Source organism: Singulisphaera chitinilytica, assembly GCF_049331405.1.
In the GTDB taxonomy this organism is placed as follows: domain Bacteria; phylum Planctomycetota; class Planctomycetia; order Isosphaerales; family Isosphaeraceae; genus PoT.
Window position 1 is genome coordinate 7941193 of sequence record NZ_CP186274.1, and the last position, 24619, is coordinate 7965811.

The window sequence follows — 24619 nt, forward strand, 5'->3', positions numbered from 1 at the left end:
AGCGGGTTATAAAGCCCATTCCCTTGAGGATATGTTATTTTCCGATTTCAGCAGGAAACCACGACTGCCGCCTCCTGGTGGCCACGACGCTGGGTCGGCGGCGTCCCGTACCCGGCTCGATCAGGCATACGACTTCACCTCGACCCAGGGAGACCCGAGGCGCTGGTCGATCTGTCGCTTGATCATGGCACGGCGATCGTTCTGACGGTAGACCGACTGAGCCAGCGCTACAAAGCGGGGGCCAAAATCCCCGTCCCGGTCACACTGGCGGATTTCTTCCTCGACGTCCCAGAGACGAGCGTTGACCCGCTTCAGTTCGGCCTGCAACGCGATGATCTGCCCGGTCGACTCGACGGCGAAGCCGAAGGTCTTTCGCAGGGAGGCGAGCTCGGCGTGGACGCTGCGACGCTTCTCTTCGAGTGGGATCCGCTCGGCCTTCAGTTCAAGGATCGAGATCTTGTCGACGAGCTCACCGATGGAGATGGAGACGGTCACGGGGTCGCGTCGGGCGGCTCGATTGCGGATCATCTCGAGTTGCTTGGCCATGCGGCGGAAGACGGTTTGCCAGTCGCCGAGGGCTTCCTGGCGGAAGAGACGCATCGTGGGATACCACGGCGAATCCTCGCGATCGGCCAGCCAGCGCCAATCCGAAGCCTTGCTCAGCGGAACCCAGACGGGAATCCCCAGCCCACCCGCGAGGTGAGCGAGCGAGGTATCCGAAGTGATCATCAAATCGAGGTTGATCATCACCGCGGCGGTGTCCATGAACGCACCCGACTCCGCGTCGAGTTCATCGGCCAAGTCGATGACCTGGTGCTTTCGCGCGAAGTCCGCGAGTTGGGCCGAGCCTTCGTTCTTCTGGAGGCTGTAGAGCCGAACACCGGGAACATCGGCGATCGTCTCGAAGTGCCGCAAGGGGATCGAGCGTTGCCGATCGCCGTTGTACTGGTTCGAACCTTGCCAGTGGATTCCGACGCGGAAGCCTTCGCTCGCGGTGAGTCGAGCCCGCCAGTGCTGGATCAACTCGGGGTCGGCGAAGAGATAAGGTATCCTGTCCGGGATCGTCTCGCTCGCCGTCCGGAATGCGCTTGGCAGACTCAATAGCGCCGAATGCATGTCGAATGGCGGCAAACCCTGCCCCTTGGCGATCAAGCGGTCAATCCCCTCGCAGCGCTCGAGGATCGGCACAAGGGCCGGTTGGCACTCGACCACGACGGTCGCCCCGCGTTCCTTAAGCATCGGGGCGTAACGGATGAACTGGAGCGTGTCGCCCAGGCCTTGCTCGCAATGAAGCAGGATCGTCTTGCCGGTGATATCCTGGCCGTCCCAGACGGGCTGGTCGTGGGAGGGGAAGCTTCCGGTTTTACAACGCCAGCGCCACTCGTACTCGGGCCAGCCCTGGGCGAACTTACCCTGGATCAGCCAGCAAATGGCCCGGTTAAAGTGGGCATGTGCGTAGTTGGGATCGATCTGCAAAGCGTTCTCATAGCAGATCTCGGCGTCCTCATAACGGCCGAACTTCATGAGGGGCCAGGCCAGGTTGTTGTGGGCCTCTGCGAGGTAAGGCTTTTTCTGGATGGCCCTGCGGAACCGTTCGAAGGCGTCTTCGAAGCGGTCCAGCGCCATCAGTGTGTTGCCAAGGTTGTTCTCGGCGTCGGCGTTATGCGGGTCGACTTCAAGGGCCTTGAGGTAAGCGGATTCGGCCTCGCCAAAACGCTCGAAGGAGGCCAGGACGAGCCCAAGCCCATTCCAGACCTCGGCGGATCGAGGGTCGATCCGCAACGCCTGACGGTAGCTCTGTTCAGCCTCAGCGAGCCGTTCCAACTCGACGAGCAAGTTCGCGAGGTTGTGGTGGGCCGCGGCGAAGTCGGGATTGAGGGTGATGGCCGAACGGTAGTGCTCGGCGGCCTTCTCGCGCTCGTGGACCATTCGATAGACGGCCCCGAGGTTGCTGTGGACCTCGGCGAAGTCCGGCTTGAGTCTCAGGACCTCTTCAAAATGGGCGATCGCCGACGGGAGACGGCCCAGACGGACCAGGAGGACCCCCAGATTGGAGCGGGCTTCGAGGTGCTTCGGTGCGTGATGCAGTGCCGTCTCGAAAGACTTGATCGCGTCCTCACCACGGCCGAGCTTCCCGAAAGCGATTCCAAGGTGGTTGTAGATCTCCGCATCATTGGGACGGCTTCGCAGGAGGTGCTGGTAGAGTTCCACCGCCTCTTCAAATGATCCGGCGCTCGCAAGTGCGAATTGCTGCCCGGGCTCGCGACTGCGGATATCGAAGTGCGGGCGAGGGCTCGGGGCGGCGTTTGCCCCTCTTGCCCTGCGGCCTGCCCGAATTCCGTGCCCAGCATGATGGTTGGACATTCGCATCTCCCGGACGCCCAAAATTCCGACAGCCGATCTTCCGACGATCCTGACTTTGAGACGACGCCCGAAGCGCTCTCGGTTCGATCTTCCGTGACGGTGGCTCGCCCGTGATCGACTTGCCCACCACCCGCCGACCGGGCATTGAGCAGTTCGATCGGCTCGCACCGCCGAGCGATCGACACACGAGGGCGTACGAAACGTCGTCGGGTTCCATCGTGAGTGAAGGCGCAAAGAAGTGGCCTCGGCGCCTGCAAGTGGCGCCGAGTGCGGCGGATTTAACTCAATCCTGAATTTCGATCAACCCGAGATTCAGCGACGCAAATGACTGGCGAGGCTTTTTGACTCAATTATTGATGCGAGGCGGGATGTCATCAGGCGAGGGCTTCGGCTGATACGCCAACCAGAGCGCACGGAAGTAGCGGAGGACGCGATCCGGGTCGGTGCTCGCGGGGATCTCGGCGAGCGTGTAGCCGTTGTAGCCGGAATCGGCGAGTAACTTGAAGAGCTCGGCCCAGGGATAGGCCTCGTCGTAGAGGTCGCGGAGGTGGACTTCGCGGATCTTTGGGGCGACGAGCGCGAAGTTCTCGCGGATCGAGCCCTTCACCACATCGCCCGGGTTGGAGTTCCAGCAGACAAAGACGTTGGGGTGATCAGCGTACTTAATGATCTTCGCGAGGTTGGGCAGGTCCGAGGTAACCGCGCCGTGAACCTCCACGCGGATCTCGACGCCGAAGCCCGCCGCGTCCTCGCCCACCTCATGCAACGCGCGGCCGATCTGACGCAGGGTGGCGTCGAGGTCGGCGCCTCGGGGGATCCCGTTGGGTCGGACCTTCACGCCGGGCGACCCGATGTCGTGGGCGAGCCGGACGTACTCCTTGGTCCCCGCGATATTCTTCATCACCTCGGCGGGGTCGGTCGATTGGTACTCGAAGGCACTCCCGAGACCGGCGAGTTCGACCGGAGAGTCGGCGAATCGCTTGCGGACCTCTCGACGCTCGTCGGCGTTCAGCGTCACCTCGACTTTGTGCGCATGGCTGGTCCTCAGTTCGACTCCCTCGTACTTGAGGGCCTCCAACTTCTGGAGGATCGTCGGCAGATCCCAGTCTTTTGCGATGTTGTAGGTGATGGTCCCCAATTGCAGCATCGGGTCGAATCTCCCCTTGGCGATGGACGAGCGGGACGTCAGCCCGCGATCGCGAAACGCGGCGGTGTGTCCCGCCGCCAGGTTCGACCCGCTAATCTCCCGAATCTCCGAGGCCGGATCAAGCCGACAGCCACCGAAAGACGCCTGCCTTCGAAATGAAAGACGGCTCGCCCCTTCATGATCCTGGGAGCGAGCCGTTTGGGCTCGATGGCCCCATTTCTCGACAGTCTCAGCAAAGTTCGTGGATCAATTGACCCGTCGATCCGATCGTGATCGGGCGGCCGGCGCGATTGCGGAAGGTCGTCTCGGGATCGATGCCCATCTGCCGATATAAGGTGAACAGCAAGTCTTGCGGGGAGATCGGCCGGTCCTTGGGCACCTCGCCCCTGGCGTTCGAGGATCCGACGACCTGACCGCCGGCAAAACCGCCGCCGGCCACGAGCACGCTCATCACGTCCCCCCAGTGATCGCGACCGGGGATCGGGTCGATGCCGGGCAAGCCTTGATTGATGCGAGGGGTCCTCCCGAACTCGCCCATGACGAGGACGACCGTCGAGTCGAGGAGCCCTCGCGTGTGCAGGTCATCGACGAGGCTTCCGACGGCGTTGTCCAGCACCGGGAGCACGTTGTGCATGCCGCTGTCGAGGCTCGAGTGGTAGTCCCAGCCGCCGTAGGTGAGGGTGACGAACCGGACACCGGCCTCGACGAGGCGACGGGCCATGAGCGCACTCTGGCCCCAGACATGGCGGCCGTAGCGATCCCGCAGCCTCGGGTTTTCCTTGCGGATGTCGAATGCGGCGCGGGCGGCAGGGCCCGTGACCATCGTGAAGGCTTCCTGGGCGAAGCGGTCGAGGCCGTCCATCAGGCCCGAGGCATCGACGTCTCGGCGCACGTTGTCGAAGGCGCTCAAGAGGTTCTGACGACGGTCCATCCGGGGAGCGTCGACACCGGCGGGCGGCGTGAGGTTGGGGACCTGATAAGCGTCGGAGTTCGGGTCGCCGTCGGCCGAGAACGGGTTGTAGGCCACGCCCAGGTAGGCCGCGCCATGGTAGCCTGGTGCGAGGCCGACCGAGTGCGTGTTGGGGAGGCCGACATAGGCCGGCATTCCCGGAGTCCGAGAACCCTTGACCTTGGCGATCACCGAGCCGGCCGACGGATATTGGGCGGCCAGGTCGACCGCGTTCGAGCCGAGGTAGCCTGTCAGCATCCAGTGAGCGGCGGCGAAGTGGTCGCCATTGCGGTGGTGCATCGAACGGATGATGGACATCTTATCCATCATCCGGGCGTGGTACGGGAGCAGCTCCGAGACCTGGATCCCGGGGACTTTCGTATTCATCGCCTTGAGCGGCCCTCGGAACTCCGAGGGGGCATCGGGCTTGGGGTCATACGTCTCGTGCTGGGGCGGGCCGCCGTCGAGCCAGACGAGGATGACGGAGAGGTCGCGAGGAGCAGACTTTCCCGTCGTTGCGGCCACGCTCTTGGCTCGCAGGAGATCGACGAGGTTGAGGCCGGTGGCGCCGAGGACCCCAGCTTTGAGCAGGGATCTTCGGCTCATGCCGTCGCACCGAGGGTTGGGCTGGCCGATCAGATCAAGCATGGCGGGGTGCTCCGTCGTGAAGAGGGCACGGGCAACGCTCGGAGAGTTTGGGGTGGGCGTTTACCGCGAGGGCGTCTTGCTCCGCGTGGACGTCAGTCGTTGAACTGGAATTCCTTGGCGTTCATCAGAGCCCAGATCAGATCCTCGTAAGCCTGGCGCTTCTGATCGGGATGGGCGGCGAGATGGGCCAAGGCCGTCGCCGATTCGCCGCTCGACGGGGTCCGGGCGTAGGCCGTCCAGAAGAGTTCGTCGACCTTTTCAACCTCGGGCCGGGCATCCTTGGCAAGCGCCTCTGCACGGCTGCCGGCCGCGGCGAGCTTCGTCTGGATCTCGCCGGAGTTGATGAGCATCAGGCTCTGACCGAGGCTCGCGTCGGTGACGCGTTCGCACTCGCAAGGCGTGTCGCGCTTCGGTCGGCCGAAGGTGTCGAGGAACGTCGAGCCGACGCTCTCATCCGGTAGTTCAATGGCTCGCGTCCCCTGGGGGAGGCCGCTGAAGTCGGTCGGCACCCCGGAGAGTTGCGAGACTGCGTCGAGCAAGACCTCCGCCGACATCCGCTTGGGATAGTGGCGGGCGAAGCTCTGCTTGTCCTTGAGGTTGAATTCATTGGGTACGCTCGACAGTCCGTAGACCTTGCTCGTCGTGATGGTCCGGACGAGATGCTTGAGGTCGTAGCCGCTCTTGATGAAGTCGGCGGACAGGGTTTCGAGCAGTTCCGGGTTCGACGGCGGGTTCGTCTCACGAAGGTCGTCGAGCGGCTCGGCGACACCACGGCCGAAGAAGTGGGCCCAGTAGCGATTGACCAGGGCCTTGGCGAAGAAAGGGTTCTTCGGATCGGCCATCCAGTCGACGAGCTTCTGCCGAGGGTCGTTGCGGATGGAGATCTTGAAGACCTCACCGCCGAGCCCCTTGGGGGTCATGACCTGCCCCGTCTTGGGATGGGCCACGGCTCCGGAACGGGCGGTGAAGATCACCTCGTCATCGCGGCCGGCTCGCTGCGCGTTCATCGACGGCTTGCGGCCGACTCGGGCGAAGAAAGCGGCGAAGCCGTAGTAGTCGTTCTGACTCCACTTCTCGAACGGATGGTGGTGGCACTTGGCGCACTGCAAACGCATCCCGAGGAAGACCTGCGCCGTGTCATCGACGAAGGCATCTGCCCCCTTGATCCGGCGATACCACTGGACCGGAGGCGACGTCTCGGGCGTGCCGCTGGCGGCGAGGATCCCCCGGACGAACTTGTCGTAGGGGACGTTCTTGCTCAGGTTCTCGCGAATCCAGTCATAGAAGGTGTACGTACCGCGCTGGGCTTTCGGGTTCCCCTCACGCTTGTTGCGGAGGATGTCCGCCCACTTAATCGCGAAGAACGAGGCATATTCGGGACGTTCGAGGAGCTTGTCGACCAGCTTGTCCCTCTTGTTCGGATCCGCATCGGCGACGAACCCCTTGACCTCGGCGGCGGTCGGCAAGGTGCCGATCACGTCGAGCGACGCGCGACGGATGAACTCCGCATCGGAGCAAGGCTCGGAGGGGACGATCCCTAGCGCCTCCCACTGCTTGCGGACGGCGACGTCGACCAGGTTCGTGCTCGAGAAATTGTAACTCGCCGAGTCGAGCTTCTTGCCGAGAGGGACGATCGCGTTGTAGACGGCGACCTGCCCCTGGTAGCGGGCCATGACGGCGACCTGGCCGGCCAGGTTCAGCGTCTCCACGAGCCCACCCTCGGCGACGGAGGCGATCTCGACGTCGTTCGACTGATACTGGGCCCAGCGTGTCACATCCTCGGTGCTCCCGTCGCTGTAGCGAGCGGTCACGACGACCTGCTGTTTCGCGCCGCGCGGCATGACCCGGGAATTCGGGAAGATTTCGATGCTGGCAAGCGCGGGATCGGTCGGCTTGCCCATCGGCATACCCTGGGCGATCCAGCGGAGGATGACCTGATATTCGTGCGAGTTCGCCTCGAGCTTGCGACCGCCACCGTGGGGCATCTTCGCGGTGCCCTTGAGAAGGAGGAGGCTTTGCTCGGGGACTGCAGGGAAGAGACGGCGTCCCCTGCCCTCGTTGACGAGCGTCTCATAGTCGAGGTTCGGCTCGAACCCGAGGAGGCTGAGGCGGAAGCCGTTCTGCCCGCTGGCCTTGCCATGGCAGCCGCCCGAGTTGCATCCTAGCTTGGTGAAGACCGGGACGACCTGATTGGCGAAGTTCACCGGGAGGCCGGAGGCGAAGTCCTTCACCACTACGGACACCTCGGAGGTCGTCCCGCCCTGATCGATGACGATCGAGGTCGAACCATCCCCCTTGGCGACGACGACGCCCGAAGCATCGACCGTGGCCACCTTGGGATCGGTGGATTTGAACTTGGTATTGGTGGTCACGTCATGCGTGTTTCCGTCCGCCTCGACGCGATCGACCGCGAGTTGCTGGACGGCGTCGGGCCCACGCAGGACGAGCTTCGCAGGCAAGGGGCGAAGTGAGGACGGTGGCTGTGAGAGAACGGCGGTCGAATTCTTGACCGTGGATGAAGGTGCATTGGCTCCCAGCAGGGCCAGGCTCGCCATTCCGATCAACCACAACGAGGACAGCACCGTCCTCGAGTTTGCCGCATGCGGGCTTCGCATCGATATATTCTCCTGAGGCACGTCCCCGACATTGCGGGCCTTGAAGTCAATCTAACCCCTACTTGGAGGGTCGACAACCCGTTTGTTAAATATTTTTTTCACACTACCGCCTCAATTGCGAACATTTGATGAGCATCCAGACAGAACGCAAGACCCCGAATGTCGACACGAAGGGGTCGGGAATTCGGAAGGATGGCTAGGCGCCGGGCACTCGGGCGCTTAAGGTAGAGACTCGATTGCGATGACCGGGTAGCTCAGTCGGTAGAGCAACGGACTTTAAACGTTGGCTATGCCCAATGAGGAGCCTCACGCGGGAAGAAACCCGAACCGCGATGAGTGAATGCCGCAGTTTGCTGGAACGCCCTGAGAGCCTTCGACACCACAACGTCGCCGGTAACGGCAAGCGTGACGGTCTGAAAAGACGAAGGATTGGGTAATCAGCAGGCAAGGGACCGGCGGATCGTCGGCCTCGGCCTCAGAGACTAGACGCGGCACGCCTGCGATGGCGATGGTATAGTCCAGACTGTCAACATCGAGCCCGAGGCTTTCCGGCCGAGGAACCTCGATGGTCGGTGAAAGCCGATGCGGTAAGTTAATCCGTTGGTCCTGGGTTCGAGTCCCAGCCCGGTCACTCAACTACCCTTTCCTCTTGCGGGACGACGTGCCCGTCTTCTCCCCGCCGCTTCCACTCCCCCTCTTCGGGGTTGAGACCTGATGGGTCGTCACGCTGGCTAGCAGCATCTTGAGCCTGGCCGCGGCTTCGCCCGAGCAGCGTGACAGTTCCGACATTTCGGCGAAGCTAAGTTGAGGGTCCGGGAAGGGCAATTTCCCTTCGGCCTCCTCGGCCGTTCCCATCAGACGATAGGACCGTTCCTTCTGCTGGATCTTCACTCCGCACTTCTTCAGCAATTCCAGCTCGCGGTAAAAAGTGCGGAGTCCGATCCGCAGCTCTGCAAGGACCGCATCGCGACTCCTGGGCGTTTCCGCGAGGAACATGACGAGACGATGAAGTCTGGCGGCCCTGCTCAATGTGATGTGGACGCTGGGCCTTCGTCGAGGGCTGTTCGATCGTTTCATAGCGGCAATCCCTTTACGATGCAGGGCAGTAGGAGAAATGCGGATCGAATCCCTCGTTGGCTTTCCCTATCGGAACGACCCTCCTCTCAGCCTCCCTTGACTTCTCTAGCCGTCGATCCTAGTGGTTGTCCGGTTTGGATCGAATTTGTGGATTCCTTCAAGCCAGCCGGAAATGCTGCCGATTACGAAGAACGGTCTGGCGTAGTGCCAGGGTTAGGGCGAGGGGGCGTATGGTAGCGAGCCCACCTGCCGATCGCTCGAACCGGTCTGCCCCACGCAATTGGGAGTCTGGTCAATGTCGACGAGGAAGCTCCACCCCCGAAATCGGTCTCTCAAGCCCACCACGGAGGGGCTCGAGGATCGTAGACTGCTCTCCGCGACGGTTACGGGGACCGATAGCGATGGCGACACATGGTCCCTCCGTTTGATCGGACCGGGGGACATCAGCGTCACCAAGCAGAACGGAGCGGACGGCCAGCCCGGTGCTCTCGATTCGGCCACCGAAATCAATACGATCACCATTGCCGGTACGGACCCGACCAAGACGCGGCTCGTTGGATCCGTCGTCAAGGGAGCCAACGGTGACGGCAAGGTCTTTTTCCAAACGCTGAACAAGATCCCTAGCAATGCTGAAGGTCGCGCGACGGGCAACGGCCTCCTTTCCATCAGCATGCCGAGCTTCTGGCTCGGGAATACAACTCCTTACACCAGCACAAGCACGAGCGTCCCGACCGCACCGTCGATTACGGTACCGGACGGCGTGGGTACACTCCAGTTCGGTGGCGTAGATACCACACACGACCAGCCGACCACACCGCCGAGCCTCGCTCAGAGCGACCAGGCGACGATCCAGCTCGGGCCAGCGCTCCACGGCGGCACCTCGATCATCATCGACAAGTCGATCAGCAGCACGGCGACGATCCCCGCCTCCGGCACTTCCACGACGCCCACGACCATCCAGCACGGCGTCGTCTTCGAAGTGTCCGGCCGGCTCACACTCTTCCAGGCCAATTCGATCGATGGGAATGAGGCCATCCCGCCGGGCCAATTCTCGAACTCCAACTCGGCGGCGACCGGCTTCGGCGGTACCTGGGTCGTTTCGGGTACTCCCGGATCCACCATTTTCTTCGGTAATCCCCAGATTCTTGGTGGCTTAACCGGTCAGATCGGCAACCTCCGCATCGGCGGCAACGCAACCAACTTCACGACTGCCGTTTACGACACAACCGGCAACTCCGGTGCCAAGATCACGAACTACTCGATTGGCGGCGAGACCAGCAACGTCATGGTTGTCGCCCCTAACGGTATTCGAAATATGTACTTCGGCAACGGCATGGACCAGACCCAGGTCTATACGCACGTGCTGAACACGCTCCAGGCAAACCGAGGTGCGATCGGATCGACGATCCAGACCGATCGCGCGGCGGGCAAGCTCACCTTCGGCGGAGACGTCGTGAATACGAACGTCTTCACGGGTTACGGCCAGTCGTATGGCGACCTCGTCAACAACATCACGGGTGCCGCGACGTCGACAACCTCGCTGAGCCCGGTGCCCCCATCCTCGACGCTGAACGCTCAGGTAGGTGGTGGGATGACGGTCCTGGTCGCCGGCGACGTCACGAACTCGGTCTTCACCGCGTCGGTCCAGCCCGACAGCTCCGGCGTCTTCGGCACGGATCAGGACCTCAAGATCGCCGGTGCCCATATCGACGCGAAGGTCGAGGGCAACATCAACAACTCTTCGGCCACGCCGGACAAGCCGTCGACCGCTTTCTATGCCCAGAACGTCAACCTGAAGCGCGGACCGGTGATTCCGCCGAACGTCCCGCAAGAGCCTTACAGTGGTGGGACCCGTCCGACCCGCAGCCCTGGCGTCCCCAACGTCAACCCGACCCACTTGGGCACGGTCCGGGCGCATACGCAGACCGCACGTTCCACGCCCCGCGGTCCTCGCTCCACCTGAGGTGGGTCGAACCTCCCGGTAGACTCGCCATCAATCAAATGAAGGGTCGAGGTAGAGTTCCTTCTGCCTCGACCCTTTTTGTCCATGATCCAAAATGCGAAAGGGAGGTCTCGTCTGAATTTGGGACGAGACCTCCCCTGCATTGTCATCGAACGAGTTGGACTATTCCAGGTTGCTGCGTCGACAGAAATGGCATCCGCACAGCTCAGGATTGGGTGGCGCGGAGGGCCTTGTCGGCGATGTCGCGGCGATACCAGGCTCCCGCATACCGGATCGAGCGGACCGCCTCGTAAGCCCGGGCCTGAGCATCAGCCAGAGTCGCTCCCAACGCCGTGACGTTGAGGACGCGTCCGCCGTCCGTCACCACGCGGGGATCTCGACCCAGGCTGGTGTCTATCCGCAAGTTCGTGCCGGCATGGAAAACCTTCACGTCCTTCATGCGGTCGGCTTCTTCGAGGTTGTTGATCACCCGGTCGCGCTCATAGTGGCCGGGATACCCTTCGGAGGCCATGACGACGCTGACGGCGGGACGCGGATCCCACTTCATCGTCACGGTGTCGAGTTTCTCGTCCACGACGGCGTCGAGCACCTCGAAGAGGTCCGACTGGAGCCGCATCAGGACGGCCTGGCACTCGGGATCGCCGAGACGCACATTGAACTCGAGGACCTTAGGTCCCTGGTTCGTGAGCATCAGGCCAGCGTAGAGGACCCCCCTGAATGGGCGTCGGGCCCGCTTCAAGGCATGGACGACGGGGACGAGGACCTCACGCTCGATTTCTTCCATCAATTCGGGCGTCACGATGGGCGCCGGCGAGTAGGCCCCCATGCCGCCCGTGTTAGGGCCTTCGTCGTGGTCGAATGCCCGCTTGTGGTCCTGGCTCGACTCGAGGGGGATGATAGTCCGGCCGTCGGTCAAAGCGAGGACGCTCGCCTCCTGACCATCGAGGCGTTCCTCGAGGATCATGCGGTCCCCCGCCTTGCCATAGACCCGCCGGACCATGATCTGGTCGATGGCGTCGAGCGCCTGTCGGAGATTGTCGCAGACGTAGACGCCCTTGCCCGCGGCGAGCCCGTCGGCCTTGAGGACCATGCCTAGAGGACGACCGAGGACATAGTCCCGGGCTTCGGCCGCCGTGCTGAAGAGCCGGCGCTGGCTGCGCTCCTCGATCTCGACCTGAACGCCCGGCCCGAGCTGCTCGCGCGGATCCATGATCCGGTCGATGGCCTCGAGGGTCTCGGACGCCGTCCGACACATCAGGGTGTGCCGGATGGTCGAACGACCCTTAGACCGGACGACGAGCGAGACCTCGCGTGAGAGGATGTAGTGTTCGGCGTCGGGGGCGGAGCGGAAGATGCGGTAATCGGCGGTGGGGATGCCGGCCTGTCGCATCAATTCCTTGGCGAAGACCTTACTCCCTTCGAGCTCGGCCGCGTCGCGGCGGGGGCCGAAGATCCGCAGGCCCTCGCGCTGGAAGGCGTCGACGATGCCGTTGGTGAGGGGTTCTTCGGGCCCGACGACCGTCAGGTGGATCCCTTCACGCTTCGCGAACTGAATCAGGCCGCGGACATCATTCGCATCGATCGAGACGTTCTTGACGTCGAGCGCGGTGCCCGCATTCCCGGGGGCGCAGAAAACCGCGGTAACCTTGGGCGACTGTTTCAGTTTCCAGCAGAGGGCGTGCTCACGCCCGCCTTTGCCAATCACGAGGACTTTCAACGCGACCACCTCAATCAGGGAATCCGCCGACGGCAACTCAGTAGCCTAGCTATTCTAATGACTCGCCCACTCGATCGCACAGGCCTAAACGACCCCCGTGGGTGACTTGCGTTGAAAAGTGCCCCGTCGACGCCTTATGATGGTGCTTTTCCGCCAGCACAAACTCCCTCAAGTGAACCGTCCGATCGAGTAAGGTGTCGGCGTAACGTCCCTTCGTAGCAAAGGGTACGAGAAGGTTCCCGGGTAGGGAGAGGAGATCGCCGTGAAGAGCGTTGCCGTCGTGGGTGCCAGCGGGGCTGTTGGTCAGGTGATGATCCGTTTGCTCGAGGAGCGGAACTTCCCCGCGTCCTCGATCAAATTCCTCGCGTCGGAACGAAGCGCCGGCAAATCGTTGACGTTCGGCGGCAAAGAGTACCCCATCCAGCCCCTGTCTCCGGGAGCGTTTGAGGGGGTCGACATCGTCCTGTCGAGCACCCCGGCCTCGATCTCGCGCGAATACAGCCCGATCGCCGCCAAGGCCGGCGCCGTGGTCGTCGACAACTCGAGCGCCTTCCGCATGGACCCGGACGTCCCCCTCGTCGTGCCCGAGGTCAACCCTCACGACGTGGCGAAGCACAAGGGGATTATTGCCAACCCCAACTGCTCGACGATCCAGATGGTCGTGGCCCTCAAGCCGCTCCATGATGCCTTCCGGATCAGGCGGGTCATCGTCAGCACGTATCAGGCCGTCTCGGGCGCTGGTCAGAAGGGAATCCACGAGCTTCAGGCCCAGACCGCGGCCCTCGTCTCGGGGAACACGCCCCCGGCCCCGAGCAAGTTCGCCCACTCGATCGCCTTCAACTGCATACCGCAGATCGATGACTTCCTCCCTTCCGGTTACACCAAAGAAGAGATGAAGATGGTCAACGAGACGCGCAAGATCATGGGGGACGACTCGATCGACGTCTGTCCCACCTGCGTCCGTGTCCCGGTGGCCAACAGTCACAGTGAATCAATCCTGATCGAAACCGAGAAGCCGATCACCGTCGAAGCTGCTCGCGAGATCTGGGCCAGCGCCCCCGGCCTGATCATCGTCGACGACAACGCCAACAAGCTCTACCCGCTCCCGTCGTCGGCCTCCAACCGTGATGAGGTCTTCGTCGGCCGGATCCGCCAGGACCTCCACCGTCCCAACGCCCTGCTCTTCTGGTGTGTCAGCGACAACCTCCGCAAGGGTGCAGCGACGAACGCCGTGCAGATCGCGGAGGAGCTGGTCAAGCTTGCCCCCGCAAGCGTCTGATTTCTTCGAGCGACCCGGCCGTTTTCTGCGGCTGGGTCGCGCTGTTGCTGGCGACATCGCGAAGATCACGGCTTCCTTCGAGATGACAGTCCTTGCAACGTCCGCATCCTACCTTCAGACTCAATCGGAGCGACTCACGGATCGATGCGGAACATCAAGCTCCTCTTGAGCTACGACGGGACCGACTTCTTCGGCTGGCAGCGACAGCCGAATCACAGGACGGTCCAACAGGTCGTCGAAGAAGCCCTGGGAGCCTTGACGGGGGTCACACCCTCGATGAACGCCAGCGGCCGGACGGATGCCGGCGTCCATGCGCTTGGTCAGGTCGCGCACTTCTACACGGCCTCGAGGCATCCGTGCGAGGTCATCGTCAAGGCCTTGAACGCGACGCTGCCCGTCGACGTCCGGATCCTCGGGGCCTGGGATATGCCCCAGTCTTTCCACGCGACGCTCGACGCCAAATCCAAGATGTATCGCTACGTGATCGACAACGGCCGCGTCGCGGATCCGTTCAAGCGTCGCTACAGCTATCACGTCTACAAGGCCCTCGACGTCGAGGCGATGCAGCGAGCCTCTCGAGCCCTTCTCGGCCGGCACGACTTCCGAAGTTTCGAGACCAACTGGCCCAACCGGACGAGCAGCGTGCGGACGATCATGTCGCTCGAAGTCCTCCGGCAGGGTGATGCCGTCTGGATCGAGGTCGAGGCCGACGGCTTCCTCTACAATATGGTCAGGTCAATCGCCGGGACTCTCGTCCAAGTTGGCATGAAGCGTCGCCCCGAAGAATGGGTCCGCGAAGCGCTCGTCGCCGAGGACCGTCGCGAGGCTGGCCCCACGGCGCCCCCCGAAGGCCTCTTCATGGTCGTGGTCCGCTACAGCGATTCGCAACCACTCGATTTCAAACCCTGAGCGTGTCGGTCCTCAATGGCCTTCCCTGAGTGAGCACTCGTTCATGCGAATCGTCCACGTGATTACTCGGCTCATCCTCGGGGGCGCGCAGGAAAATACGCTACTCACGGTCGAGGGTCTCCATCACCGGTATGGCGACGATGTGACTTTGATCTCAGGGCCGGCTGAAGGGCCCGAGGGGGATCTCTTCGACCGCGCCTATCAGCAAGGCCTGAAGGTCGAGGTGATGCCCGAGTTGATCCGGGCCATCAAGCCGGGCACCGACCTCAAGGCCTATCGCCAGTTGCGGAGTGCCTATCGTCGCTTAAAACCCGATGTCGTGCATACGCACAGCTCCAAGGCCGGAATCATCGGCCGGGTCGCCGCCTGGCACGAGAAGGTCCCGGCCGTCGTCCACACGATCCACGGCCTCCCCTTCGGCCCCTCCGAGAGGCCGCTCAAGAACCGCCTGTACGTCGGGCTCGAACGTTGGGCGGCGAAGAACTGCCACGCGATCGTGAGCGTGTGCGATTCGATGACCGAACAGGCCCTGGCGGCCGGCGTGGGAAGGCCCGAGCAGTTCTCGACCGTCTACAGCGGTATGGACGTAGATGCGTTCCTGAATCCTCCCCGACCTCGGGATGAGGTTCGGCGAGAGCTCGGGCTACTCGATCACGAGGTAGCATTCGGCACCGTCGCGCGACTCTTCGAGCGCAAAGGACATGACGACATCCTGGCCGTCGCGCCTGGAATTCTCGAGGAGAACCCGAACGTCCGATTCGTGTTCATCGGCGACGGCATCCTGCGCGACAAGCTCATCGCCGAGACCGAGCAGCGAGGCATCCGCCACGCATTCCATTTCATCGGCCTGGTGCCGCCGACCCGGATTCCCGAACTGCTCGGAGGCCTCGATGCCGTGGTGCATCCCAGCCTGCGCGAAGGGCTCGCTCGCGTCCTTCCGCAATCGCTGCTCGTCGGTCGACCCGTCATCAGCTACGACGTCGATGGTGCCCGGGAGGTGGTGATCCCGGAGACGGGCGTCCTGCTCAAGACGCGAGACCTCGAAGGCCTCACCGCGGCGATTCTGCGACTCGCCGGGAATTCCAGCTTGCGAGCCTCGATGGGGGCGGAAGGCCGGCGCCGATTCGCCGACCAGTTCCGCCACGAGACGATGACGTCTCAGCTGCGCTCACTTTACTCGCGTCTGCTGGCGGGGCGGGCCCTCTGCTGAGCGGTTGACCCGCACCAGGACGAACTGGAGAACCTCTTCCGAACCGGTGTTGAGGTTCGTCCAGGTCATCTTATCCTTCAGCTCGACCTCGAGGTAAGACTTCTGGTGGAACTCCTTGAGTTCCTGGGGCAGCAAAGCCGTCACGACGGCCCCCCGTTCCAGGATCAGGTCATAGAGCTGATGCCACTTGCGGATTGTCGGCAAGGGTTTGCCGTACGCATAGATCAGGCTCGGTTCCTGGAACGAGTGCAGCACCGGCTGGGCATCGAGTTCCTTCGACAGCTCTTTGAGTCGAGCGGCGACGAAGCGAGGCGCCCGGTACGGCTCCGCCGAAGGCAAGAGCCAGCCGCCCAGTCCTGCCATCACGCAGGCCCAGGTAACGATCAGTGCGTGCATCGCCCGTTCGGTCGCTCCGCCGTGAATACGGCGCAGGGCGTAGATCGTTCCGGTCGCGAGGATCGCGGCAACAAACAGGAGCGGCCAGCGGAGGAGGGAGTCGCGCATCAGGGCCATCGTGGCCATGGCCACGACCAGGACGAGACTCGTCCCGCCGAGCAGGGCCACGGCGAGGCGTCCGAGATGGCAACGCCTGAGGTTGACCTGTTCCTTCACGACGGACACTACCATCCAGCCGACGAGCATCGAGCACGCGGGGATCGCCGGCAGATAGTAGTGGACGAGCTTGGTCTTCACGCACTCGAGCAGGATCAACGGCCCTACGATCCAGCCAAACAGGAACCCAAGTTCTGGGCTCGAACGTCGTCGGGTCCACGCAGCCAGGACCGCCGCGGGCACGAGTGCCGACCACGGATGGAAGGTGCCGAGAATCGTCACCAGGTAATAGCCCGGGAACCCGCCGTGCTTTTCCAAACCCGTCGTCACGCGGTTCACCATCTGCTCGCCGACCGCGACGCGGAAGAAGTCCCCGTGCGAGACGATCCCGACCGCGATCAACCAGGGGGCGACGAGCAAGGCGTAGATCAAGAGCCCCGAACCCCAATGAAGCCTTCGCCAGCATGAGGTCGGACCGCCCGCGCGCCAGGAGACGAGGCCGGAGACGGCGATGAGTCCTAGGCCGACTGGCCCCTTCGTGAGCGTCGCCAGCGCCATGAGGACCCAGAAGCCCGCCGCGAGCCAGCGCGATTCCCTGCGGCTAAGCTCCCAGAGGCAGAACTGCGCCGCGACAAGCCAGAGGGTGAGCGTGGCATCGGTCGTGGCTAACTTCGACTCGGCCACCATGATCGGCGCCGTCGCGAGCATGAACGCCGCCAAAGAACCGGCTCGATGGCCGATGAGACGACGACCGAAATGCCAGACCAGGAGGCAGGTCGCCGCCCCGGCCAGGCCCGAGACCAGGCGCATGCCGAAGGTGTTGTCACCTACCAGGGCCACGGACCCGCGCATGAGCCAGTAGATCAGGACCGGCTTCTGATATCGCGGTTCGCCGTTGAAGGTGGGATGAATCCAGTCGCCCCGCGCCCGCATCTCGCGGACGCAGGTCGAGTAACGGGGCTCATCCCGATCCCAGAGGCTCGTGCGGTCGTTGCCGAGCAGGTTCAGTGTCAACGCCAGGAGGACGAGTAGGCCGGGTTCGATGTATCGAGTCGCGCGACGCGCGGTCGGTTCTGGTTCGTGCGAATCATTCGCGGGAGATGTCAGTGTGGACACGGTTCCCTCCGTGCTCCCGCTCCGAGGCGAGCGACATCCTTATCGAGGCACCGTTCGCCGGCACCACGGTTCGCCTGGTCGGGGCGGTGAGTATAATCAAAGGTCCCCGGGTCAGGGAGAGGACTTTGTGATCGTCGATCCGGCCGCAATACCGAGGCGTAAGTCTTCCTCAGCGAAGAATTTCAGACAGGGACATGAGCGGGTCGAGCCTTCTACCCGAGGCGGGGCGAGGCGTCGGCCAATCGAGGACGTGGACGATGGCTGTTCAGACCGAAGCGGAATGCTTGCTCGCGCAAGGCACCTTGTACAAGAACCGGGCCCTCCTCCGGAAAGAGGAAGACACACCCATCTTGGCGGGCTTCAAAGCGGGGGCCTTCTCACTCTACTACGGCGACGAGCCGATCTTCCATTTCGACCTCGAAGGACGCTGGCAGCGTGCCTACATCAGCGGGCGGCACTTCCTCAAGTCGCTCGACACCTCGGTCCGCTACATCGACCGCGTCCGAGAGGGGGCGAACCTCGTCCTCCATCGCCAGACAATGAGCTTCGCCGAGGCGAGCGATCTGGATCATCGGATTCGCCAGGCGGCCATCGACATGATCGACCGCCTCGCCGATGACACTTCGTTCCGCATCGAGCTTCCCTCGAAGGATGAACAGCACCTGGACAAGGACACTCTCCGCGAATTCCTCGAGCGGATCCTCGCCTGGGACGCTGCTGCATGGTTTTCTCAGCGCGAGCGCTTCGTCGCCACATACCCAGGGCCTTTTTTCCAGCCACCTGACGGTGCAAGTCGGATCATCTTTCAGGCTAGCGTCGGCAACCGCGGACCATCCACCTTCGACTGCCAACCCACGGTGACCTACCAACTTCGGAACTCCGAAGCCTTCGAAAAGCATGTCAAAGCCATCGTCAAACTCTGGGGAAAGCGGGTATCACAGGCTCGAGCCGCCTTCCTCGCAGGCTCCGACATCCTGCATCAAGATCCAGAGTTGGTGCGAGCATACCTCGCGGCCATAAGGGACGCCCTGCCGCCGAGCGATTCCTCGGCGGAATCCAACACATCCGATTTGCGGTCGGATATGGCGCGCCTCGAGGGGACGCACCTCTTCCTCGAGGACTTCCCGGCTGAGGTTCCATTCTCCGCCGCACTCAAGTCCTATCGCGAGTTGGGTTTGACGAGGGTTCACCTGGGGATCGAGTCGGGCGACCCCGAGATTCGTCAGCAATTCGGCAAGAGCTGGACGAACTCGCAGCTTGAACGCTGGGTGAACGAGATCAAATCGACGATCGGTTCACTGAGCATTCTTCTCCTCGATACCCCCTGCCGCCCTGATCAGTTAGCCGGACATCAAGAGCAGACGCTGGAATTGCTGGCTCGGTTGCCGTTGGGCCCAGGTGACGTCGTAGCGATCCTTGATGGGAGTGATTTACTCACTGGGCGAGCGTTCGTCCCATCGTATGACCCAGTCGAACGGCTCCAGGGCCAGGCCAATCTCAAGAGCATGCTCAAATCAATCCAGGTCGAGCAGAAGGCGAAGGTTGCCGTGTGTTCACTCGATAAACTGTGGATGTAGAACACGGTCAGGGGGGGATTATCACCAAGCTCAGTACAGACGTCGCGGCCGAGGACGGGCCGGGCAGCTTCGATACCGCTTGACAGCGAATCTCGAAGCCGCCTACCCTCAGCCGGTACTCGGGGTGGATGCAGGCCAACACGGGAGCTTGATTTCTGATGGATGTCCAGCGCTACGACCTCGTCGTGATCGGTTCGGGCCCTGCCGGCGAGAAGGGTGCGGCCCAGGCCGCCTACTTCGGCAAGTCCGTGGCCCTCGTCGAGAAAGAGGCCCACTACGGCGGTGCCGCGGCGAATACAGGAACCCTCCCATCGAAGACGTTGCGCGAGACGGCCCTCTTCCTCTCGGGGTTTCGCAATCGCGACCTCTCCGGGCTCAACCTGACGCTCAAGCAGCAGGTCACCATCAGCGACTTCATGGTCCACGAGCAGCACGTGACCCGCGACGAGCGGATCCGGATCATCAACAACCTCGCACGGCATCACGTGCGTACCTACTCGGGCGCCGGCGCCTTCGTGGATCCTCACACGATCGCCATCCGATCGCCCGAGGGGGAAGAGACCCGGATCCAGGGGGAACGAATCCTGATCGCCGTGGGCTCGACCCCCGTCCGTCCTCCCCTGTTCCCGTTCCAGGACCACCGGGTCTGGGATTCGGACTCGATCCTCAACCTCCGCGACCTCCCCAAGAGCATGCTCGTCGTAGGGGGCGGGGTCATCGGTTGCGAATATGCCTGCATGTTCGCTATTCTTGGCGTGAAAGTCACGGTGGTCGAGCAGCGAGACCGGATTCTCGGCTCGGTCGACTCCGAGGTTGCCGCCGCGCTCCAGGCCCAGATGGAGTCGATCGGCGTCCACTTCGTTTTCAAGGATTCGGTGCTCTCCGTCGAGGCCGGCCGTGGCATCGACGTGCGACTGAAGTCGGGCCTGTCCCTTTCGACAGGCGCAATCCTCGTCTCGGCAGGGCGGAACGGGAATACTCGTACGCTCGGCCTCGAGAATGTGGGGGTCATGACTAACGATCGCGGGCTGATCAAGGTGAACCCGCAGTATCAGACCAACGTCCCCCACGTCTACGCCGCGGGCGACGTGATCGGCTCGCCGGGGCTTGCCTCGACCGCGATGGAGCAGGCTCGCGTGGCGATGGTGGATGCCTTCGATCTTAAGTACAAGAGCGTCGTCGCCCACGTCCTGCCCTACGGCATTTATACCATCCCCGAATGTTCCCAGGCGGGCGAGACCGAGGATGCCCTGAAGGCAAAAGGCATTCCCTACGTCTCGGGCAAGGCGAGCTACTCAACGAACGCCCGCGGCAAGATCATCGGGGACGACAAGGGCTTCCTCAAGCTCCTCTTCCACGCCGAGGACATGAAATTGCTGGGAGTCCACGTCATCGGCGAGCAGGCGACCGAGTTAGTTCACGTCGGCCTGACCGCGCTCCTGATGAACCAGGGGGCGGACCTGTTCATCGCGACGTGCTATAACTACCCGACCCTCACCGAGCTCTACAAGTACGCGACGTACGACGCACTCGGCAAGCGAGCCAAGCTCCAGGGGATCCCCGAGCGGATCGCAGGACTGGCGACTCCTTGATGTCGCGTCAAAGGCTTGCTCAATGTCATTGACTCTTGCGACGAGTCCTTCGCCCCCCCACGAAGCTGTCGAAGACGTACTTGCCCAGGTCGTCGGCCGAGCAGTAGGCGGCCACACCGTGCGACACCCGAGCCATCTGCTCGACGAAGTTGACGAGGCCTAAATAGAAGTAATCTTCGATCAGCGCGAAACTCGAGACGCGAATCCCGGCGGCCGCGCAGCGACGGACTTCGGTCAGAGTGTGATTCGCGGTCTTCTCGGAGGGGGGATAAATGAGTACCACGTCGCGCCCTTCGATGTGAGCGGTTGGCTCACCGTCGGTGATGACGATGATCTGCTTGTTCTGGGCCCCCTGACGACTCAACAGATTTCGGGCGAGCCGCAGGCCGGCGTGGATGTTGGTGAAGTGCTGGGGCACACGCTTCGGCGGATTATCCAGATTGAATCGCAGGTTGACGCGGCTGTCGTAGAGGCTGACGGGCTTCGGTGCCGAGCTTAGCAGCTGCTTCTCGGTCATCACATTTGCATAAGTATAGAAGCCCACCATCTGGAGCGTGTCCTGGGAGTACTGGGCCCGGACCATCGCCTGGAGGGCGAGGGCGACCTTCTTCGTCATGGCGTATTTGCCATAACGCCCCATCGAGCCGCTCATGTCGATGAGGACGACGGTCGCGCAACGCGTCTGATACTCGGTCTCGTGGACGACGTAATCTTCATACTTCAGACGCAGCGGAGTCCCGCCCCCCTGCCGCACCATCGCATTCTTGAGCGTCTCGTGCAGGTCGAGGTTCGCGAGCGTGTCGCCATACACGTAGGGGCGTGAATCTTCCAGGCGGATGGTGCCCTCGCCCTTCTGAGGCGTGTCGTGCTTGCCCACGGCGTCGCGTTGAAAGGTCTGGAAGAGATTCGTGAGGGCGTTTTCCTGGATCCGGCGCACGCCTTTCGGCGTGACCTGCCATTTCCCTTCCTCATCCTTCTCGATCAGCCCCTGTTGCTGGATCTTGTCGAGGATGTCGGGCATATCCTCGTCGTCGATCTCGTCGAGATTCCGAAGGACCTCGTCCCCATACTGGAGCAGATATTCGGTGATCTGGTCGAAGACCTTATCGGCCGACTGCGGCTGGACGTCCTGAGACCCATCCCACTTCGAATATTCAAAGAGTGACATGTGGATCCTCGGTTGGGATGAGTCGACCCGGCCTCGTCGATGACGAGGCCGGGGCATGCATCACGCTCGATCTGGGGACTTCTCTCGACCGGGGACGATCAGCGACGATAGGAGGTCGAGCCCGCTTTCACGTTCTTGTTCAGCTTGTTATGAACATGCAGCCCTTCGAGGATGAATTCGGCGGCCGCCGCGATGGAGGCCTCCCGCGCGGCCGGCTCGTTCAGCTCGGGCTGGGCCTCTCGGGCGAACTCCTCCGCACGCTTGCGGAGTTGGGGGACCTTCTCGATGCGGTCGAGCAAGGCCTTCGACGAGAGCGTATCGCTCAGCTCGATCCCCTTCCCCGACTCGAAGAAATCGACAGTCTGCCGGAATTCCCGGGCGTCGAGCTTCTGGGCGAAGACATTCTTGACAGCCTCGTCGACGATCCGACCGAGCAGCTTATCTTCATGCCCTTCTTCTTCGGTCATCGCCAATTCGAGCTTACCGCGCGAACTCGACGACACGTAGGCCAGATCCGAAGCCCTGGGGACGATCCAGCTCTCCCCATTGAGGAGCGTCCGACGCTCGGCGTTGGACACGACGTTTTCGAGGTTTGCGATCGACATCCGGACCGAGACGCCCGACTGCTGATTGACATGCGGGGACGTCCGGGCGAGGCGAGAGACCTCCTCGACGATCTCCTTGATGTAGAGGGGGATCGCGAGCTTCCCGCCGCTACGCTCGAGCCAGGCGTTCTGATCGCTGATCGCGATGCCGAGCTCTCGCGTGAGCGGATAGTGGGTCTTCACGACGGAACCGATGCGGTCCTTGAGCGGCGTGACGATCCGGCCTCGGTTCGTATAGTCCTCGGGGTTGGCCGAGAAGACCATGCAGAGGTCGAGGTTGAGGCGGATCGGATACCCGCGAATCTGGACGTCCCGTTCTTCGAGCACGTTGAAGAGACCGACCTGGATCTTGGGCGACAGGTCGGGCAATTCGTTGATGCAGAAGATCCCGCGATTAGCCCGAGGGATCAGGCCGAAGTGCATGGTCAGCTCGTTCGAGAGGTACTTTCCCTCGGCGTGCTTGATCATGTCGATTTCGCCAACGAGGTCCGCGATCGTGACGTCGGGGGTGGCGAGCTTTTCCTGGTAGCGACGCTCGCGGCCGATCCACTCGATTGTCGTCTCGTCGCCCAGGGTCTCGACGCGGTCGCGGGCCTCCTTGGAGAGGGGCGAGAACGGGTCGTCATTCACCTCGGAGCCGGCCACGACGGGGATGACATCGTCCAGGAGGTGGACGAGTTGACGAAGCATCCTGGTCTTCGCCTGTCCTCGGAGGCCGAGGAAAAGCATGTCGTGGCGGGAGAGGATCGCATTCTGAATCTGGGGAACGACTGTATCCTCATAGCCGAGAATATCGGGGAAGAGTGGCTCTCCTCGTTGCAGTTTGGCGATCAGGTTGCGCCGCATCTCATCCTTGACCGACCCGATCCGATAGCCGCTGGCCCTCAACTCGCCCAGGTTCCTGGGCCGATCCGTCCCCATGCTGCACACTCCGGTTAGTACCCGCGGCGCGCTCCTCGGACGCCTAAAGTCATGCTAGGCTTGGCACGTACGCAAGTCAACGTAAGGGGTAGGATCGCGCCGAGGCGCAAGGCCTTGGAAAGCAAAGAGCCCGCGGAATTCCGCGGGCTCCTTAGACGGACTCGATCTGGCGAGAGTGCTCAGAAATTGAAGAGTCGGCTGACGCTCTCGCGCCTGTGGATGGAGAGGATCGCCTCGGCGAAGAGGCTGGCGACGCTGATGACCTTGCAGCAAGGGGCCAGCGGCTCGAAGCGATAGCCGATCGTGTTGGTCAGCACGAGTTCCTTGATCGGGCTCTTGGCGATCTTCTCGCCCGAGCCCTTCGAGAAGACGCCGTGCGAGACGCAGGCGTAGATGTCCTTCGCACCCTTGGCCCTGCAGGCGTTGGCCATCTCGATCAGGGTCCCGCCCGAGATCGTGAAATCGTCCACGATCAGGACGTTCTTGCCCTCGACCTGCCCAATGATGTCGAGCATCTGGGCCTTCTCATTGTGGTCGGTCCGCACCTTGTTCCCGAGCACGACGGGACTGCGCATCATCTCGGCAAACTTGTACGCCTGCTTGCCGAAGCCCACGTCGGGCGAGGCCACGACGAGGTCGGGGATTTCCTTCTTGCGGAAGTAGTCGACCAGCACGGGCATCGCGTAGAGGTGGTCGACCGGGATCTTGAAGAATCCCTGGATCTGCGGGCTGTGCAGATCCATCGTCAGGACGCGGTCGGCACCTGCGGCCTCGATGGCGTCGGCGCAGACGCGGGCTCGGATCGAGACACGGGGCTCGTCCTTCTTATCCCCCTTGGCATACGAGAAGAAGGGGATGACCGCCGTGACCTGGGTCGCCGAGGCTCGCTTGAAGGCATCGATCCAGAACAGCAACTCCATGAAGTTGTCGTTGACCGGATATTCGGTCCCCTGGACGATGAAGACGTCACGGCCTCGCACGTTCTCCAGCACGCGGACGAAGACGTTCCCCTCGCTGAAGAGCTTGGTTTCCGACCGAGCGACCTCGATTCCTAGCTTCTTGCAAATCTCGCTGCCCAGGTCGCCACTGGCCTGCCCCGCGAAGATCTTGAGTTCGCCGAATGGGTCGTTTTGCTTCGAGGACGTACAACCGACCAGGGAATTGTCCATGCCGAGCGTTCTCGTCTCGTGGCTAACGACTTCGTTCCGAT

General features: G+C 62.6%; 16 protein-coding genes. 6 read left to right on the forward strand and 10 right to left on the reverse strand.

Annotation, left to right across the window (positions count from 1 at the left end):
- Nucleotides 1-120: 120 nt before the first annotated feature.
- From ACOYYX_RS31035 to ACOYYX_RS31055, 5 genes are all read right to left on the reverse strand, one after another.
- Entirely contained in the window at nt 121-2211 is a 2091-nt protein-coding gene (locus ACOYYX_RS31035) for a tetratricopeptide repeat protein (protein ID WP_422926545.1), read from the reverse strand.
- Nucleotides 2212-2710: 499 nt separating this feature from the next.
- A complete protein-coding gene (locus tag ACOYYX_RS31040; protein ID WP_422926546.1) occupies nt 2711-3511 on the reverse strand; it encodes a sugar phosphate isomerase/epimerase family protein in 801 nt (266 codons plus the stop codon).
- A gap of 229 nt (nt 3512-3740) precedes the next feature.
- A complete protein-coding gene (locus tag ACOYYX_RS31045) occupies nt 3741-5108 on the reverse strand; it encodes a DUF1501 domain-containing protein (RefSeq protein WP_422926547.1) in 1368 nt (455 codons plus the stop codon).
- 92 nt (nt 5109-5200) lie between these two features.
- Nucleotides 5201-7723: a DUF1549 domain-containing protein gene (locus tag ACOYYX_RS31050; protein ID WP_422926548.1), complete on the reverse strand. Its 2523-nt coding sequence runs from the start codon at nt 7721-7723 to the stop codon at nt 5201-5203.
- 636 nt (nt 7724-8359) lie between these two features.
- A complete protein-coding gene (locus ACOYYX_RS31055; RefSeq protein WP_422926549.1) occupies nt 8360-8800 on the reverse strand; it encodes a hypothetical protein in 441 nt (146 codons plus the stop codon).
- Nucleotides 8801-9095: 295 nt separating this feature from the next.
- On the opposite strand from ACOYYX_RS31055, the gene ACOYYX_RS31060 reads away from it, so the two are divergent.
- Nucleotides 9096-10763 carry a hypothetical protein gene (locus tag ACOYYX_RS31060; RefSeq protein ID WP_422926550.1) on the forward strand — a complete coding sequence of 556 codons (1668 nt, stop codon included), beginning with the start codon at nt 9096-9098 and terminating at the stop codon, nt 10761-10763.
- A gap of 205 nt (nt 10764-10968) precedes the next feature.
- Here ACOYYX_RS31060 and purD read toward each other — a convergent pair whose 3' ends face one another.
- Nucleotides 10969-12480 carry a phosphoribosylamine--glycine ligase gene (purD, locus tag ACOYYX_RS31065; protein ID WP_422926551.1) on the reverse strand — a complete coding sequence of 504 codons (1512 nt, stop codon included), beginning with the start codon at nt 12478-12480 and terminating at the stop codon, nt 10969-10971.
- A 262-nt stretch (nt 12481-12742) separates the two neighbouring features.
- Between purD and ACOYYX_RS31070 the strand changes: the two genes are divergently transcribed.
- The 3 genes from ACOYYX_RS31070 (at nt 12743) to ACOYYX_RS31080 (ending at nt 15878) form a co-directional block, all read left to right on the forward strand.
- The gene (locus ACOYYX_RS31070) at nt 12743-13759 is read left to right on the forward strand and encodes an aspartate-semialdehyde dehydrogenase (RefSeq protein ID WP_422926552.1); all 1017 of its coding nucleotides are present in this window, start codon (nt 12743-12745) and stop codon (nt 13757-13759) included.
- Between the two features lie 144 nt (nt 13760-13903).
- A complete protein-coding gene (truA, locus tag ACOYYX_RS31075; RefSeq protein ID WP_422926553.1) occupies nt 13904-14668 on the forward strand; it encodes a tRNA pseudouridine(38-40) synthase TruA in 765 nt (254 codons plus the stop codon).
- A gap of 43 nt (nt 14669-14711) precedes the next feature.
- On the forward strand, nt 14712-15878 hold the full coding sequence (locus tag ACOYYX_RS31080; RefSeq protein ID WP_422926554.1) for a glycosyltransferase family 4 protein: 1167 nt from the start codon (nt 14712-14714) through the stop codon (nt 15876-15878).
- On the opposite strand, the gene ACOYYX_RS31085 is transcribed toward ACOYYX_RS31080, so the two are convergent.
- On the reverse strand, nt 15837-17546 hold the full coding sequence (locus ACOYYX_RS31085) for an ArnT family glycosyltransferase (protein WP_422926555.1): 1710 nt from the start codon (nt 17544-17546) through the stop codon (nt 15837-15839). The genes ACOYYX_RS31080 and ACOYYX_RS31085 overlap by 42 nt on opposite strands.
- Before the next feature lie 539 nt (nt 17547-18085).
- On the opposite strand from ACOYYX_RS31085, the gene ACOYYX_RS31090 reads away from it, so the two are divergent.
- Both ACOYYX_RS31090 and sthA read left to right on the forward strand, forming a co-directional pair.
- Complete coding sequence (locus tag ACOYYX_RS31090) at nt 18086-19123, forward strand: hypothetical protein (protein ID WP_422926556.1); 1038 nt, start codon at nt 18086-18088, stop codon at nt 19121-19123.
- Between the two features lie 158 nt (nt 19124-19281).
- Entirely contained in the window at nt 19282-20715 is a 1434-nt protein-coding gene (gene sthA, locus ACOYYX_RS31095) for a Si-specific NAD(P)(+) transhydrogenase (RefSeq protein WP_422926557.1), read from the forward strand.
- Nucleotides 20716-20740: 25 nt separating this feature from the next.
- Here sthA and ACOYYX_RS31100 read toward each other — a convergent pair whose 3' ends face one another.
- From ACOYYX_RS31100 to ACOYYX_RS31110, 3 genes are all read right to left on the reverse strand, one after another.
- Nucleotides 20741-21883 (reverse strand): VWA domain-containing protein, encoded by a 1143-nt coding sequence (locus ACOYYX_RS31100; protein ID WP_422926558.1) that lies wholly within the window; start codon nt 21881-21883, stop codon nt 20741-20743.
- A gap of 98 nt (nt 21884-21981) precedes the next feature.
- Nucleotides 21982-23409 (reverse strand): sigma 54-interacting transcriptional regulator, encoded by a 1428-nt coding sequence (locus ACOYYX_RS31105; protein WP_422926559.1) that lies wholly within the window; start codon nt 23407-23409, stop codon nt 21982-21984.
- Nucleotides 23410-23588: 179 nt separating this feature from the next.
- Nucleotides 23589-24578, reverse strand: coding sequence for a ribose-phosphate diphosphokinase (locus ACOYYX_RS31110; protein ID WP_422926560.1), 990 nt, complete (start codon nt 24576-24578; stop codon nt 23589-23591).
- Nucleotides 24579-24619: the final 41 nt, after the last annotated feature.